The sequence below is a fragment of the Bacteroidota bacterium genome (assembly GCA_019637975.1).
Lineage (GTDB): Bacteria > Bacteroidota > Ignavibacteria > UBA10030 > UBA6906 > CAADGV01.
This window is the reverse complement of record JAHBUR010000018.1, coordinates 46,811-64,434: the sequence shown is the minus strand read 5'-3', so window position 1 is coordinate 64,434 and position 17,624 is coordinate 46,811. Positions and strand designations below refer to the sequence as shown.

General features: G+C 53.0%; 4 protein-coding genes. 2 read left to right on the top strand and 2 right to left on the bottom strand.

All coding sequences use genetic code 11. From position 1 onward, the window contains the following. Positions 1–981 precede the first annotated feature (981 nt). Entirely contained in the window at positions 982–3,885 is a 2,904-nt protein-coding gene (locus KF749_11285) for a T9SS type A sorting domain-containing protein (GenBank protein ID MBX2991734.1), read from the top strand. A 960-nt stretch (positions 3,886–4,845) separates the two neighbouring features. Further along, positions 4,846–6,543 (top strand): TIGR03790 family protein, encoded by a 1,698-nt coding sequence (locus KF749_11280; GenBank protein MBX2991733.1) that lies wholly within the window; start codon positions 4,846–4,848, stop codon positions 6,541–6,543. Between the two features lie 204 nt (positions 6,544–6,747). Here KF749_11280 and KF749_11275 read toward each other — a convergent pair whose 3' ends face one another. Next, positions 6,748–12,153, bottom strand: a complete 5,406-nt coding sequence (locus tag KF749_11275; protein ID MBX2991732.1) for a hypothetical protein — start codon at positions 12,151–12,153, stop codon at positions 6,748–6,750. A gap of 64 nt (positions 12,154–12,217) precedes the next feature. Continuing rightward, entirely contained in the window at positions 12,218–17,623 is a 5,406-nt protein-coding gene (locus KF749_11270) for a hypothetical protein (GenBank protein ID MBX2991731.1), read from the bottom strand. Position 17,624 lies beyond the last annotated feature (1 nt).

Sequence of the window (17,624 nt, the reverse complement as noted above, 5' to 3'; positions counted from 1 at the left end):
ACCGAAACTTAACCCCTTCGATTGATTCCCCTTCGCACACAGCCGACGATTTCGACGCCACGGATTTGTGATCAGTGGCCTGTGAAATCGACGGCGGCCTGCCCGCCATGCTTTATCTTATTGCGGGAAGACTCGCGCTACGGCTCAGTATTGTAGCGCGGGACTCCGTCCCGCCATTGAGCGAGTCAGCCTGCCCGCCGTGCTTTATCTTGTGGCGGGGAGACTCGCGCTACGGCCCAGCGTTGTAGCACGGGACTCCTGTTCCGCACAATGCCGAGTCGGCCTGCCCGCCGTGCCCCCTCTTCCTGACCGCTGATCTTTTTGGCGGTTTGTCGGGACTGATGTTGTTGAAGTAATACGGCTTCCGTAGGGACGTTCAATTGAACGTCCCTACAAACAACTCTACACAAAAAATTGCTTCTTACAGTAACTTCGGGCGACATCTGAGTAGCGCACTTCGCGCCTTCGTGTCTTGGTGGTTTTCTTTGTCATCCCCCTATGTCCACACACACGGCGTGCCGCCCCCACAAAAATCTTCTGCACGATACCGAAACTTGTGACGCACATATCACAACGCCCGGTCATAACCGATTATATTGTGCGAGTACACAACCAATCCCGAAGTCCCCCGACTACTCTTCACGACAAAGTTACAACGCTCAACGTTTCTTCCCCCGAACAGACATTCTGAGTTCTTAAAAGCGGCTGGTTCGCAACTTTTCAGCGGATACGGCTTTCGGCGTATGTTTTTTCGATTGGTGCGCCAACGCATATACAACTTTACGCTGCTTATCGTATATTTTGGCAGAAATATGGCTATCAGGTTGATCTACAGCACACAGCACGTTTCACAGGCAGATACGACACACACTCGCGGGAGGGGACGACAATGACAACCATAACCTGACTTCCCGACGGAGGTAGATACACACACAGTTCCAACGACACGGATTTCTTTTCAACATAAACACGGGGGTTACAATGAAACACATATTCGGCTTTCTCGCGATAGCAATGTGCCTGCTGGTTGCTGGGACGAGCGCGTTCGCACAGACTCTATATCGGAGCAACGCCAACGGCAACTGGAGTTCCACGGGCACATGGCAAGTTTCAACCAACAACGGTTCTACGTGGGGCGCTGCCGCCAGCACACCGACAAACGCCAACAATGCGGGCATCACAATCCGCAGCCCGCATACTGTTACAGTAACATCGTCGGTAACAGTTGACCAAGTAGTGATTGAATCTGGCGGGCAGGTAACCATCAATAACGGAAATACTCTCACCATAAATGACGGCACTGGCACCGACCTATCAGTGTTCGGTACACTCCAAACCAATAGCACATCCAATACCTCCGGTATCACCAACAACGGCACAATCGTTTTCAATGACGGAGGCACATACATTCACAACGTCGCTGGGGAAGGAATTCCGACTGCAGCGTGGGATGCAAACTCTACCTGTATTATCACAGGAGCTACTGGCGGGTTCCCTTCAGGCTTGGGGCAGACGTTTGGCAACTTCACGTGGAATTGTGCAAGTCAATCAAACAACCTCAATCTCGAAGGCTCGATCGGTGGTATTGCCGGTAATTTTACTGTTAGCAATACGGGCGGACAGGAACTTCGTCTTGCCAATACTTCAACAGAGCGAACCCTCACCGTGGGTGGCAACTACATTCAAACCGGTGGTACTTTTATCCTTGTAGATAATGACGGTAGTGGTACCCTCGATGTAGTTGGCAACTTCACTCTCAGTGGCGGAACCTTTATTGGAGTGAATGACCCGGGGCCTGCTGAGCTCATTGTTGGTGGAAACTTTGCGATGAGCGGGGGAACCTTCACCCTCAAGTCAAATAATAGCGGAAGTGCGGTAATGAGCGTCTCAGGGGACTTCTCAAAGACTGGTGGCACGTTCAACCAACGAGGAAATGCACTCGGAACGTCTACTGTCACGATTGGCGGAAACTTCACTCTCTCAACCGCTGGCACATACTTGATGACAAGTAACGGTGCGTCAACTTTGAATATTGGCGGTGGCTTCTCGCTCTCCGCCGGTGCAACGTTTAACATGTCGAGCAGCGGAACCGGGTCTCATATCGGCACGATGAACGTAGCAGGCAATTTCTCCTTTACGGGCGGCGCGTTCACCGAAACAGGATCAGCCAGTGGTGCGGTCATTTTCAACGGTAGTACACCACAAGTATTCACGGGCGGTGGCACGTTCGCTAATACAATAAACTTCACTGTCAATGGCGGTGCCTCTCTCATGATGGGAAACAGCGACTTCGGCATTGGAAGCAACGGCACATTTACTCTTACCGCAGGATCTACGCTCGGTATCGGTCATCCCTCGGGCATCGCTATCTCGGGTACGGCCTCCAACGTTCGAGTTACGGGCTCGCGAACATATCCTTCGACCGCAAACTACATCTTCACCGGCGATGCCTCTCAAGTTCCTGGACCTGGCTTACCCTTGACAATGAATCACCTTACGTTTCGGAATCCCTCAGGAACAACATTCCCCGATCTTTCAACCTATATAATCAACGGAAATCTCAGCATTGACGCTGGCGGGGCCTTTGTTGCTGGAGATGGATCAACATTCCAGCTAAAGGGAAACTGGATAAAAAATCCGGCGGGAATCTTCAACCCGGGAACAAGCAAGTTCATCCTCAACGGTACGTCACCCCAAACCATGAGCGGCTCTACCTTCTACGATCTCGAAATCAACAATGCCGCAGGCGTGACACTCTTGACTGACGAAACCGTCTCAAACATTCTCACTCTAACGAACGGCGTTGTGACCACCGGCGCGCACAAGATTGTCGTCACGAATACGGCCCCCGGAGCTGTTTCCATTACTAGCGGCAGTATTAGCGGAACGATTCAGCGGACTGCCAGCATTGCAGGTATATACAGGTTTACGAACTTCCATACATACTTGCTTCTTAATGGCTCACAAACTGGGAAGCAAATAACTATGACCTCATTTCCTGGAGTGTTTCCGGAGCCGATTGCAAACCAGTCAGCAGCAATTAAAAGGTACTACTTCATTGATGCCCCGAGCAACTTGTTTGCTGATTCTCTTTATCTGGCATTCATAGATGGGATTGGCAACGAAAACCCCAATAATATTCCCGGCCTTGACGTTGCCGTGTTCAGACTGCGTCCTGGAACAACAAGTTGGGAGAATTATGGCCCATTTGGGGGGACTTCTAACAGGGCAGTCGGTGGTCATGTTGCAAATTGGGGGACCAAATTCGCAATCGGTAATGGCCTCCAAGCCCTCCCCGTCCAGCTTGCCTCATTCACGGGGGCGGTGGTGGCAGGCAACAATGTCCGGCTGGATTGGAGAACGATCAGCGAGGTGAATAATTACGGCTTCTATGTCCAGCGCCGCAATATGGGAGCTACTGAATGGACGGAGATTCCGGGCAGCTTCGTACCCGGCCACGGCACCACCAACGAGCCGCGCGACTATACGTACACGGATATCACGGGCATTACCTCGGCAACGCAGTACCGCCTGAAGCAGGTCGACTTGGACGGCACACAGCATTACACCGAGCCGATTTTGGTCGATATGCCGACCAGCGTGCCCGAAGTTGCGCCGAAGGTATTTGCGCTGTCGCAGAACTACCCGAACCCCTTCAACCCCTCGACGGAAATCAAGTTCACGGTTGAAGTAACGGGCCGCGCCACGCTGGATGTGTACAACTCCATCGGACAAAAGGTGGCGACACTCTTCGACGGCATTGCCGAGGCGGGACAGTTCAACCTCGTCCGCTTCAACGCCACCGGACTTGCCAGCGGCGTGTACTTTTACCGACTGCAATCCGGACAGAAATCGGATTTGAAGAAGTTGATGCTCCTTAAGTAAAGGCTATGATAACGCTTCAATCCCGCCGCTTTCAGGCGGGGTTAATGTTGTTGAAGTAATACGGCTTCCGTAGGGACGTTCAATTGAACGTCCCTACAAAAGAACCAGGATCAATAGCGAAGACCCGGCCCCGGCAGCGAAAGGTGTCGGGGCTTTTGCTTTTATGGTGAATCCCGACGATCTCGACCCCACGGGTTTGTGATCCGTGGCCTGCGAAATCGACGGCGGGCAGCGGGGAGAGAATCACGAAGGGTTTAGATTTCAGCACACCTGAGTTCAATCACTGGCTGAAATCTACGGCAAGAAGCGCACAGCAGTCCCGGCATCGAGAGGTGTCGGGACTGTTTTGTTGGCTACGTTGTCCATTTCTTTTTAGAAAAGAAATGGACGAAAGTCCTGCGAAGCGGGATGCCGCTCAGTTCTATTTTGATTGTTGCGGCAAAAACTGTCGAAATCGTCCGTTCCCTTTGGGAACGAGATCTCGTTCCGACTTCGTCGGAACGGATAACCCGCCGGAATCAATCGCCAGCGCACAACCCGTAAGTTTCGGTGCGGGGTTGAACAAGGTTTCACCGAAACTTAACCCCTTCGATTGATTCCCCTCCCCACACAGCCGACGATTTCGACGACACAGATCTTGTTTCTTCGCTTGACCATATTCCCCTCTGTGCGAAAGGCCGCGTGCCGGCGGACGCCGTCCCGCCCGTGAGTGAGTCGGAGACTCGCGCTACAGCTTTGAGGGGGACTCGGGCTCGACCCTGCAATTTCTACAAACCTTCTGAACGAATCCCCAATCTGTTTCCCTTCTCTCTTCGTGTTTCCCATCTTCATTCAACACCCTGATACTGCAACCCATAGTAGATTCATCGGTTAGCGGGTTACCGACGTCCGTTCCTAATCCGGTCTCTGCTGGCACACGCCGTGAACTAATAGAGGCAGGATTTTATATCAGGAGGAGTTATGCCCACTATCAGGCTATTACTTGCGGGTTTGTTGATTTGCTGGATGCTGCCCCTTTCGGCAACAGGACAGGTTTCCTACAACGACGTCGCGGTAATTATTAACACAAACAGTTCTGCTTCACAGACAATCGGCAATTATTTCAAAGCGGCACGGAATATTCCCGCCGCGAACATGATCTATGTTCAGGCCGATACGACAGAGGAGATTGACAGCACGAAGTTCAACCAGCTTAGGGCTCAGGTCGAGCAGCAGCTTCTTGCCGGGAATCTTCAGAATTCGATCAACTATCTCGTGACGACGAAAGGCGTGCCTTTGAAGGTGAACCGAGGAAACACATTCTCGACTTCTTCACCTTCCTCGTCGGTTGAGAGTGAGTTGATGCTGATTCTCGGTCCCTATGCTTCGTACATCGGCGGCGACGGGCGGGTTGCATCCCCGTACTACCTGCAGAATGCAAACTTCTCCCGCTCGACGTACGGCATTTATCTTGTCACGCGGCTTGATGCCTACCATTTGCAAACTGTACTTGATCTGATCGACCGCAGCGGCCCCGGAGTGTCGGTCAGTGCATCGGCCCCGATCCTGTTCGATCAGGACCCGGCATGGGATTCGCCGCTCAATACCTACATGACCAATGCGCGCAACAACTTGGCAAGCACCGGCAGAACGGTGATATTCGATTCGACAACAGTTTATAAAACGAACCAGCAGAACCTGGTCGGGTACATGAGTTGGGGAAGCAACGATCATTACCAGCATCTCTACACGCAGTATGCAATTCCGTACAATACGTACGTACCGGGAGCCATTGCCGAGACGTATGTCTCGACGTCGGGTAGAACGTTTAACGATCCGCCCACATACGGACAGTCGCTTGTGGTGGATTTGCTTCATGAGGGAGTCAGCGGAGCGAAGGGATATGTGTACGAGCCTTACTCCAACGCAATGGCGCTTGCGTTTGTTCTGTTTCCGCGGTACGTGGCGGGATACAATCTTGCCGAAAGCTACTACATGGCGTCGCGCATGATGTCGTGGATGGATGTGGTTGTCGGCGATCCGAAAACCTCGATAGTGTTCTCGAGCAGCCCTGTCCCAGTGCAGCTTGCGAGTTTCACCGGCTCGGCGATTCCGCAGAACAACTCCATCGTGTTCAACTGGAGAACCATCTCCGAAACAAACAATTACGGCTTCTACCTGCAGCGTGCCGCGAGTGCAACGTCTTCCTACGAAGATCTGCCCAACAGTTTCGTGCCCGGAAACGGCACAACAGTTACCCCGCATGACTACTCCTGGACGTACGTGAACGCCCCGGCAGGCAGTGGCCACTACCGTCTGCGCCAGGTTGATCTCGACGGCACAATCCATTACACCGAACCGATTGTCGTCGTCAACGGCGTCACCTCCGTGGGCGAGCCGGTGAGCGCCCCGAACCGTTTCGAGTTGGGACAAAATTACCCGAATCCGTTCAACCCTTCCACCGAGATTGCGTTTTCGGTTGATGTAACAGGCGATGCACAGCTTGTAGTGTATAATTCGATTGGCCAGCAGGTTGCAACGTTGTACGACGGAGTGGCGCAGGCAGGCCAGATGCACAGAGTGCAGCTGGACGCCTCGGCTCTCGCAAGCGGGACGTATTTCTACCGATTGCAAAGCGGACAGAAGAATGAGTTGAAAAAGATGGTATTGTTGAAGTAACGGTGCATCACCATCACTTCTTGGCAGGATGAACAGGATGTACACGACGTGAAGCAAACAGTATCCTGTTGATCCTAGCTGAAACCAGAGCCACGGCGACGATGAGTCGTCGGGGCGGTTCTTTATGTAGAGCCAGACTCTGCCAGTCTAATCGTGTCTTCGCGCCTTAGCGGTTTTCTTTCAATCCAGCGGTTCACCCGGTACTTACCGTACCTTCACCAACTTCTGCACTGCTGAAAGCTCCTTCCCTTCCCCTTTGAGAGACGCTTGATAGAAGTAGTACCCGTTGGCTATCTCATCGCCATCTTCATCTCTCCCATCCCAATAAATCCGGTTGGAGCCGATCTGCACGCTCGACGGCGGCACAAGAATATCTCTGATCTTCCTTCCGGCAACGGTGAAGATGCGGATTCTCAACTCCTCCGGTGGAGTCGATCCGGCGAGCATGAACGTGAAGTATGTGTCACGCGAAAACGGATTCGGGTAATTGTACATGTGCAGAATGCGGCTTTCTTTCGAGACGAGAACATTCAACATGCTTTCCGTTGTGTCAATCTCGCCGAACGCATTTACACTCATGATTTTGAACGTAAGTTGATGGAGACCATCCGAAAGCTGCGGAGTAAATGTCGGGCGTTGTTCCGACACTCCGGCGGGAGATGTCCAGTTGCCTTCGAACCTGTTGTCCACAAACAGTTGTGCCTCGATGCGTGCAGGGGGATTCTCATCCCGCTTCTGAAGATCGAGCATCAACACAGGCGTTGCGGGCACGTAATCGCCTTCCATCACAGGCGAGCCGTTGGCATACACCTGCATTGCAGGCATCAGTGACGGACCCAGATCGAATGAATGATATGCCGTATTGTTTTCGTGCACAAGATCTTTTGCACGCTTTGCCGGATGAACAACGGCCTGCAGCATCACTCTCCGGGGCAGATTTGTTGTCGAGATGGGAATAACAACCGTCCTCGAACCTCCGAGGACAACCGGCTGAACAGGCACGCTCGCAAGTTGGCGGGCACGATTCTGCCGGTCATACACGGAAAGAACAACCGTTGAGCTGTCGCTATCCTGATACCCGATATTGTACACCGTGACTTCTACATTGCGCGTGGCCGTCGGCTCCGAGCTGCTCAGTGTCCGGGCACTGATGGCAAGATCGGCGGGGGCGTTGAGATCCATTTGCCAGGAATGCAGCAACGGAGTAACTAGGGCGTCGGTTGTGGAGAACAGTGCGGCAACTTGCACGGCATTATAGCGTTCGCCCGATGTCAGCGGGTCCATGAATGAAAGATCAATCGTTGCGCTGTCTTTCGGGAAAATCCGCAGTGTGTCGACAGCCCCGTTCGGGCGGTTGCCGAGGAATGCGAGCCGCGCATTGGTCGATGGCGGGCCGCTTTGCTGCCACTGGAATGCACTCCACGAATCCGATACAAACATCCGCTCCGTTGCAATCGAGCCGCTGCCGTAACTGTAGTAGTTGGGAATCTGCAGCGACACAACGGCGGTATCATTCGTGAGGCTTTCCAACGCCGTCATCCCCGGGCCGCCGCTCCCCTTTCTTCCGACAAACGCCCACGATTGTCCGGGCTGGACTGTTCGTGCCAGCGTGCTTCCCAGACTCTCCATCGCAACGTAGAGGCTTTCGGTAACGTTTGTTCTTCCGTCGAAGATGACACTCCATGCAATAAAATTTCCTGTCGGAGTTTGATTGATGAAATCCGCCATTCGTTGCGCCTCACGCAAACCGGAATCGGCGGGAAACGTCACGAGATTGAACGCCCGGAACTCGAATGCCCCGGAAAATTCGTTCAGGCGGATGACCATGAAGCTGCTTCCCAACTCCCACCAGTACCCTGTGATCTTTTGTTCGTTGATTCTGATGACGCTGTAGTATTCCGCCAACTGATTGTACCTGTACCCGACCGATCGGACAAACAGATTGATCGCCGGACTCGGCGCAATAGTGACACCCGTATCCGTTGCAGTGGATTGTGTGAGAACGTCGCGCCTGAATTGCTTTGCCGCATGTTCCCGCCAGCGGATCTGCGGCAATGCAGGCACATCACCCGCCGTCGAGAAGGACGATTCGACCCATTTTCCCAGTGCATTCGCATAACTCGTTCTCGCACGCCAGAAGTACACGCGGTTGACGGGAAGCGACGGAGTGAGCCACTCTCCTGTGACCGCAGCCGGAACGACCGGCCCTGACTCAACCAACGCCGGCGAGTCGAACGTATCGACCGTATCAAGCTGAAACTCGTAAGCAAACCCCAGCGAATCAACTCCGAACGGACTGGTCACCATCAATCTCTGAACTCCCGACTCAACAACCATGTTCCTGACAGGCTTGACAACCGAAAGAAGGTTTGCATAGACGTACTGTTCCCGTGAAGCGATATTGTTCAGTTCGGACACTTCAGGAATCAGGTTCTGCGGATCGAGCGAAGCCGTAAGCGTATGCAGCCCGACCTGGTGCATTGCGCGCCACTCAACATTGATCGAATCCACCTGGCGCATCGGGGCAACTTTTCTGTTTGCAAGAGTTGTCGTCTGGCCGTTGTACGTGTCGGTCACGGCAACCTCCACGCTGTCCGGAGTAACTAAACCATAGTTGAACATCTTCACCTTCACCATCACAAGTGTGTCGTTGACGGTCGGTGTTGGATTGCTGGGGATGATATCCTGCTGACGGATTGCCAGATCGGGCTTCAGCGGCAGCGCAAAACGTGACAGCGGGTCGCCCAACAGATTGTTGGTTTGCACCGTGGCATTAGCAATATAGTCGGCCCCGTACGTTCGCAACATCTTGATCTTTGCATTCGTCGTCAGAAGGCCGAATGTCCGCACCGAGTCCCGCACACCCTGGAGAAAATCCCTTCCCAAATCCCTGCCATACGAGGGATATCCCAAGGTTGAGGATGCCCACGATGCGATGGAACCCCGATTGTCGGCAAGGAGGAAATCCTCGGCGAGCACATGGCTTTCCGGGTCTGCAAAGCCGCCGACGTTGCAACTCACCGATGCAAGAAACGGCAGCTTGCCGTTCGTGTTCTCCAATTCGGACGGCGGGCCGATATCGACGCCCCATATTCTCCCGCCCGAATGCCCGATAAAATTGATGAACACGAGCCCGTCACGAACAAGCTGCTTGAGCCGTTCCTTGTGTTCACCGTCGATCACGCCAAGCGTGGTTTTATAGACGCGATACGGCGTTCCACCAATGGGCGGTGCAACGATTAATGCAATCATGCCCTCGGAGTAGGAATTGAACTGCGCCTGTTCGCTCGGAGTATTTCCTCCGGTGATGAAGAGAAAGTTCTTGTTCCATTCCGCCAGTATATATGAATCGTACCCGACGATCTTCTGCACTACGCTTTGCGCCTGCGCGGGTGTCGCAACCGGAATCCTCCCGACCAACATCGCGGGGAGTGAGGCCGTGTCCGGATTGAACGTAACAAACCAATTGTCACTTGCGGGAACGCCGTACGACGGAACGAAATTCGTGTTGATAGAGGTGGAAAGGAACCTGTGATAATCCCACGACGCATCACCGAACAAGAGGAGATATGCCGGTCTCGGCTGAGCCCAATTGTCAAAGGCATACTTCACGAACGGCTTCAGCTTCGTTGCATTCATGATGCCGTAATTGAACTCGTCGTAGATGTCGTCAACGAGAATCACTTTCGTCCGGACGCCATTCACTGTTTGACGATGCGTTGCGAGCTGCTGCGCGGCACTTAGGAAGTTCTTATGGGTGATGATGATGTAATCCGCACCCGCGGCGTTAACCCGAATGTCGGTGAACATTTTCTGCGTCACGGCCGGGACGGGCCGTGCTCCGCCTGAACTCGTAACGATGTACGACCGGGGAACCGAAAGCGTATCCCGGAAAGCAATACTGTACCCATCCTCATCTTGCGTGATATGCGTACTGGTAATCTGCCGCATTGTGCTGAGGTCAAACGCTTCAATCTGAGGGCTTGTGAAGCCCGAGGCATTGAACACTGTTCGTGTCAGTGGGCCGGTCTGTCCTGCTGCAACTGCAAGCTGATTGTTACCCGCACGAAGCAGTCGTTCATAATCAACTTCAAACCAATCAAGATAAAATTGATTCGGTGATGCTAATGTAAGAATGGATTGAATCCTCAGTTGGTTGCTACCGTTATGGAGCCAGGATTGCGGAATGTTAGCACTGAATACGAGGCTTGTTCTGCCTGGAAATGTCGCCTCACCAACAAGCGAGTCATTCACCCAGAAGCGCGCACGATGATTCGGCGTTGTGTAGTTCAACGTCGTGCTGACAAGTCGAACCCGAAGTCTGGCCTGCAACCCGGAGTCGGCCACGACTTCGTCCACGACAAACGCATACTCACGGGTTGCGGTTGGGAAGAACCAATCTGGCGGCTCGCCCCATGCCCATCCTTCGCCGGGAACCGTCTGAATGTTGATAATGTCGTTTGTTGTCGTGCCTTGAAAGTAGTCGTTGTTCTCTTCACAATGCCTTGTTGTGAGCGATGAAGAATGATTCGTCATCACGCCAGTCGAGTCCACAAAAGTAGGCGTGAAACGAAGACCTGCAACCCCTCCCCACGTCAGCCAGTAAGCACTTGTGTCTGTAAAGAAATCTGTGTATGTCGAGTCGCCGGAGTTTCGTTTGCCGTAGAATTCGACACTCGTGTCAGGACGAACGACAACCGGAATCTGAACACCACAGTGAAAGATCTTCAGTGTCGGAATATCGATGAGGGATGGATTCGCTCCGGCGGCGACAAGCTGCGCCTTCGTTACCTTGTACCAGGCGTCCTCGGTAATCGGAATCTTGTAGTAGTTCTTCCCCGTTTCGAACCAATCACGCGTCGGGTCAGGCACCATGCGCAGGAAGGACTCTGCGCCCGCATCTCCCCTCCAACCCTTTGCTTCATCGTAGTTGAACAGGGTACTTCTGTAGAGTTCCTCGAAATGCGGATCGGGACGAACGGCAGAGGGCGGAGGAAGTACCATTGAACCGCCGCCGTCGGTGCGCATCACACGGATGTGGAGTTTCGCCCGCACAATCCGGCGCAACGTCTCAGTTGCAGGATTGTATTGATACGGCGAGAGACGAATTGAAGCGATGCGCTGATCCCGAAAACGTCCCGGCGGATCGGCAACAACGTGCAGCGAGGGAAAGTACCTGTTCTGTCCGTACGCCGAAGCATTCTTCCGGTACTCGGCAACGGGCTCGGTCTCTTCTGAAAAGTGATACGTCGGATACGGTGCTACACGCTGCTTCACGATCAATTCATACTCGGGATCCAGCAGCTCCACCCGCAGAAACGCATCAGCGGGAATGCCCAGCGTGATTACCTCAACGGGAAGTTTCGGCAATCCCGTGTGATCGAAAGAGGGATCGAGGCGGGCCATTCCGTCAAACAGCAGATGCATCCGACCCTCAATTTCGACTTGTGTGAACGGCTGCGTACCGGGGGTGTATTCGATAAGCCAGCCATCCGGCAGACGTGAGACGAGCCGAAAGGCGTCACTGTTGTCTTCACCGGCAGAAGCCGGAACAACCCAAGCACCACAGAACATGATGCCCGCTACGGCGTATGCAACAAGGTGTTTCATATCCACCTCCTATTTCATGTTTCAACAAACTCAGTAATGGCAGAATATCAGAAACAGAAACGTGCTACCTCACCTTCGCAAGTTTATGAATACTTGATTCTGTTTTGCCTTCGCGGAATGTTGTGAGTTCGTAGAAGTAGTAGCCATTGGCAATCTCATCGCCATCGGAATCTCTTCCGTCCCAATGTACACGATTATTGCCGATACTCAATGCGTTAGCCGCTACGGTGATATCACGGATCTTTCTTCCTGCAATCGTGTAAATCTTTATCCGAGCCTCATCAGGCGGCCTCGAACCGGCAAGCGTAAATGTGAAATAGGTTTCTGTCGCAAACGGATTCGGGTACGAATAGACATGCAGCGTTCGGGACTCGGTGGAGACACGGACATGTACGGTCTCTTCAATCGTGTCAACCCGACCCAACGCGTTCATTTGTGCGACCCGGAATGTCAGCGCCTGATCACCGGTTGTCAGTGAAGGCGTGAATGTATGCTCGGAGACATGTGCCTGTGTGCCCGCTTTCGACAACGATGCCTGAGCGGAAAGGCCGGGAACGGGCTTGTTGTTCACGAACATCTCAAACTGCGAGGCGGACGTCGGGATTTCCTGCTGCCCTGTTTTTACAAGAAGAACAGGTTCCGCCGAAACGTAATCGCCGTCCATCAACGGCTTGCCGTCGGCGTACACATTCAGCCTGTTGTGCGCAACGATGTCCGTCCTGATCAACGGATAGTATGCCGTATTGTTTTCGGCAATGAGGTCTTTTCCGCCGTTCACCGGGCTGATGAGTACCTGCAACAAGGTTTTTTTGGGAAGAATCGCCATTGGAATCTGAATAACCGTCGAGAGATTCCCTCCGATGTCGATGGAATCAATCGTCGCAGCTCCAACCTGTCTTCCCGCATTAAACTTGTCGAGAGCATTCACCACAATCCGGATGCTGTCGCTCTTGCGATAGCCCAAATTATGCACCGTAACGGGTAAATCAAACGTTGCCACTCTTGTTTGAACAAAACTCCTCGCGCTGACGGCAATATCGGGGGGCAGCGTGCAATCAATCTCCCATGCCGAAATAACAGGCGTAACATTTGCATCCGACGTTGACAGCAAGCCGGCAACATTCACATGCGAATACGACGTTCCGGTTGTTAGTGAATCGAGGAATGTCAAATCGACGTCCGTACTGTCCTTCGGAAATATGCGCAGTGTATCAACGATGCCGGAAGGGCGACGCCCGACTATTGCAAGCCCGGGATTCGTCAATTGCATATCCCCGGAACGTTGCCAGTGCAGCGTTTCCCACGTTTGCGCAACCGGCACCGGCAGCGACGTCACGGAGCCTTTCCCGAGTGAATAGACGTTCGGCACCTGGAGACTCAACACCGCAGTGTCGCTGTTCAATTGCTCAAGAGCTGTCATGCCGGGACCGCCAATTCCTTTTCTCCCGATGAACGCGTACGATTGATTGTTGAGAATGGAGCGGAACATCGTCGCTCCCAACGAATCCATCGCCTGCTTCAGCCCCTCGTTCACATTTGTCTGTCCGTTAAAGATAACCGAAACGGCAATGTAGTTGCCTGCCGGCGTGGCGTTGATGAAGTTCTTCATGCTGTCCGACAAAGCCGCCGACGAAGCGGTATTGAAGCTCCGGTATTCAACAGCGTTCGTGAAATCGTTGATGCGGGCAACCATGAAACTGTTTCCCAATTCCCACCAATATCCAATGATCTTCTGCTCGTTTACAACGATCGTGCTATAGTACTCCAATGTCTGATTGTACCGCTGTCCCACCGAGCGACAGAACACGTTGAGCGGCGCCTGTTGCGCAATGGTCACACCGGAATCTGTCGGGGTTGCATTCACGAGATGATTGCGCGAGAACTGGCGCCTCGAATGCTGCTTCATCCTCACTGTCGGAGCGTTTGCATCAAAGATCTTCGGAATGTCGTTTGACGTAGTGAAGGAAGAGGTAACCCAATTCCCCAAAAGTGAACCGTCAACCGTTCTTGCACGCCAGAAATACACTCTTTCAGCCGGCAATGGTGGAGTTGTCCATTCTCCTTTAACCTGATCGGCTACAACAACACCTGAAGTTACAAGCGCCGGTGAATCAAACGTCTCCGTCGTATCGAGTTCGAAAGAATACTGAAAGCCGATAGAGTCGTAGCCAACAGGACTTGTCACGACCAGGCGCTGCACCCCCGGTGGCACGACCATGTTGGAGATGGGTCTCACGACATAGAGATTGTTTGCGTAGATGTATTTCTCGCTTGAGGCGATGTTGTTCAGCTCGTTCACTTCTTCAATCACGTTCAGCGGATCAAGCGTCGCGACAAGCGTATGCAACCCGACCTTGCTTGTGCCGTTCCAGGGAACAAACACGGAATCGACATGCGATGTCGGTTTCAATTTCTTGTTGTCGAGAAGATGTTCTGTCTGCCCGCTGTAGATGTCCGTTAGCGTGATTCCGACACTGTCCGAAGGAACCAAACCATAATTATGCACGTTGACCCGAACGATGAGTGTCGAATCACTCGGGGTCGGTTCCGGTTTGTCGAGAAAAATATCCGACGCGGAAACAGCCAGTTCAGGTTTGAGCGGAATGGGAAGTCTCGACATCGGATCCCCCATCATCGGATTCAGGTTCATCATCGCAAGCGTGATAAATCCCGAACCGGTTTCCGTCCACAATCGATACAATGCGTTGGTCGTCAATCTGCCGAACTCGCGTACCGAATCAACCGTTGCGTTGATCAGCCAGTTGTTCGTCAAGGCAGCACCATAGTTGGCATAACCAACGGATGACGATGCCCACGCAGCTATTGCTCCCCGGTTGTCTGCAAGCAGAAGATCTTCGGCAAAAACGTTGTTTGACGGCGTTGCGAACCCGCCCACGTTGCAACTCACTGAAGCAACAAACGGGAGTTTTCCATTGGTATTTTCAAACTCGGATGCAGGACCCGGATCAACGCCCCAGATTTTCCCACCGGAGTGACCGGTAAAACTGACAAATCCCAAACCCTCGCGGAACAGGTCTTTCAAACGTTGTTTGTTCTCTCCGTCAATGTAGCCGGGCGTGGCTTTGCTCACCCGCAACCCTGTAGCCCCGAACGGCGGCGGCTTTACGTACAGCGTAACGGATCTATCAGCAAGAAAATTGAACCCGGCCTGCTCGCTCAGGGTAACGCCACCTGTGATAAAGAGGAAGTTCTTGTTCCATTCAGAGAGTTCGTAATTATCAAAGCTGATCACTTTGTTCACGGTCCGCTGGGCTTGCGTCACATCCTCGGCGGGAATTCGTCCGATGTACAACGATGTGAGAAACGGCAATGCGGGATTGAAACATCCGAACCAGTTATCGCCTGTTGGTACGCCATAGGCGGGGACATAATTGGTTTTGATCGTACTTCCGAGATACCGGTGGTAGTCCCAACTTGCGTCGCCCAAGAAAAGGACATACGATGGCGCAGGCGCCGGCCACGTTTCGAATGCGTACTTCAGGAATTCTTTCATCGGCGTGGTATGCATTTGGCCGTAGTTGAATTCGTCGTAGATGTCCCCGACATCAACAACCTTCGTACGAACACCGTTCGTGGCTTGCCTGTGTGCAGCCAGCTGGTTTGCCTGAGCGAGAAAATTCCTGTGCGTGATGATAATGTAGTCGGCCCCCTGCGGATTGACCCGAATATCTTGAAACATCTTTTGCGTCAAGGGTGGAACGCTACGGTGATTCCCTGAGGCAAAAACCACGTATGTTCGTTGAACCGTACTCGTGTCGTCGAACGTGATGCTGAATCCGTTTGTGGAATCGCCTGCAACAATACCGCCTTCAATCTTTCTATACGTCGAAACATCGAACACTTCAATGTCCGCGTTGCCAAATCCTCTCACAAAAAACCTATCCGGCACGCCGGGAGAGCCGGCCGGAGCTGTAAACTCTAACTGTCCGTTGACGGGCCGAAGCATGCGATTGTAGTCAAACGCATACCATCGCAAAAAGAAGTTGTTTGCGCCGCCGGTTGTTTCCATTGCCCGTATCCGAAGCGTGTTACTGCCGGTTCGCAACCAACTCGCCGGAAATGTTCGATCCATCAACCCCTCCTGTCGCTGACCGAATTCGATGTCACCGACAAGGGAATCGTTTACCCAGAATCTCGCCTTTTGCAACGCCGGTGTTCCCGGAGGATTCACGTAGGCACTTCCCCAGAGTTGTGAGCGAAGAACTGCGGTGGGGATCGAAGTATCAATCGAATCAAGCGTAAACGGAAAATCTGTTTGTCTTCCGACCGGAAAATTGTTCATCCGCCAGCCTTCCCCCGGAACGGTGCCATTGTTGATGAGTTCAGCGTCCGACGTTCCGACGTAGTATGCGCCGGGCGTTTCAACATGTCTTGGATGAGCCACTGAGACGAATGTCGTAAGGGGCGTTCCTGATGAAGAGGACGATGCGTAGCGGAGCCCTTGCGTTCCGCCCCAGGTCAACCAATGGGCGCAGGTGTCCGTGTAGAAATCGAAGTACGTCGAATCGCCGTGATTCCGGCGGGCAAAGAACTCGACCGACGTGTCGGGACGTACAATGACCGGAACTTCAGCGCCCCTTGCATAGACTTTGATCGTGGAAAGATCCACTGATGAGAGATTTCCGCCTGCCGCTTCAATCTCCGTGCGGCTAATTCTGTACCATCCGTCTGCCGCGACTTGTGCTTTGTAGTAGGTTTTGCCGGTTTCAAACCAGTCACGTGTCGGATCGGTATTGAGGGAGAGCCGGGATTGCCTCCCTAAGCGCCACGCTTTGGCTTGCTCATAGTTCCACAGCAGGGCTTTGTAGGATTGTTCGAATAGCGGATCCGGTGTCGGGGCGATTGAAGGACGATACTCCGGGGATTGCTGCATGCGAATACGGAGTGTTGCCTTTGTCATGCGTCGCAGAGTCTGCGCTGCAGGGTTGTACTGATACGGTCGGATGCGAACGACACTGATCTTCTGCTGCCGCAAGGTAAATGGTGGTTCGACGCTGATCTGTGTTGCGGGAAGAAACTGATTAACGGAGTATTTGGATTGGTCCCGATTGAAAACTTCAACAGCTTCCTGATCTTCAGTGAATTCATAATCCGGATGAGGGGCGACGGCTTGCTGTCCGGCAAGTTCGAATTCCGGGTTGAGCAATTCGGCAAACAACGTTACCCCGTCGGGAATGCCCAATGTTATCACATCAACCGGAAGAGCGGGCGATCCGGCCGCATCCTCAACGCCGTCAGTAATGGTTGCATCCAGAAATCGCGTATGCGGTTTACCATGGATATCCACCGTCATGAGAAGCCGCGGTTGCGGAACATATTCAATCTCCCACCCCTCAGGAGTTTGGTTCAGTAATCTGAACAATGCCTTCTCGCCCGCCTTGTCTGAACCCACCCCGGTGTGTGTCAATACGGATACAAGCAATGCCGATATGACCCTGAGTCCCCCCATC

Coding starts and splice junctions, on each gene's coding strand:
- KF749_11285 (MBX2991734.1), top strand. CDS start 982: ATGAAACACATATTCGGCTTTCTCGCGATAGCAATGTGCCTGCTGGTT.
- KF749_11280 (MBX2991733.1), top strand. CDS start 4,846: ATGCCCACTATCAGGCTATTACTTGCGGGTTTGTTGATTTGCTGGATG.
- KF749_11275 (MBX2991732.1), bottom strand. CDS start 12,153: ATGAAACACCTTGTTGCATACGCCGTAGCGGGCATCATGTTCTGTGGT.
- KF749_11270 (MBX2991731.1), bottom strand. CDS start 17,623: ATGGGGGGACTCAGGGTCATATCGGCATTGCTTGTATCCGTATTGACA.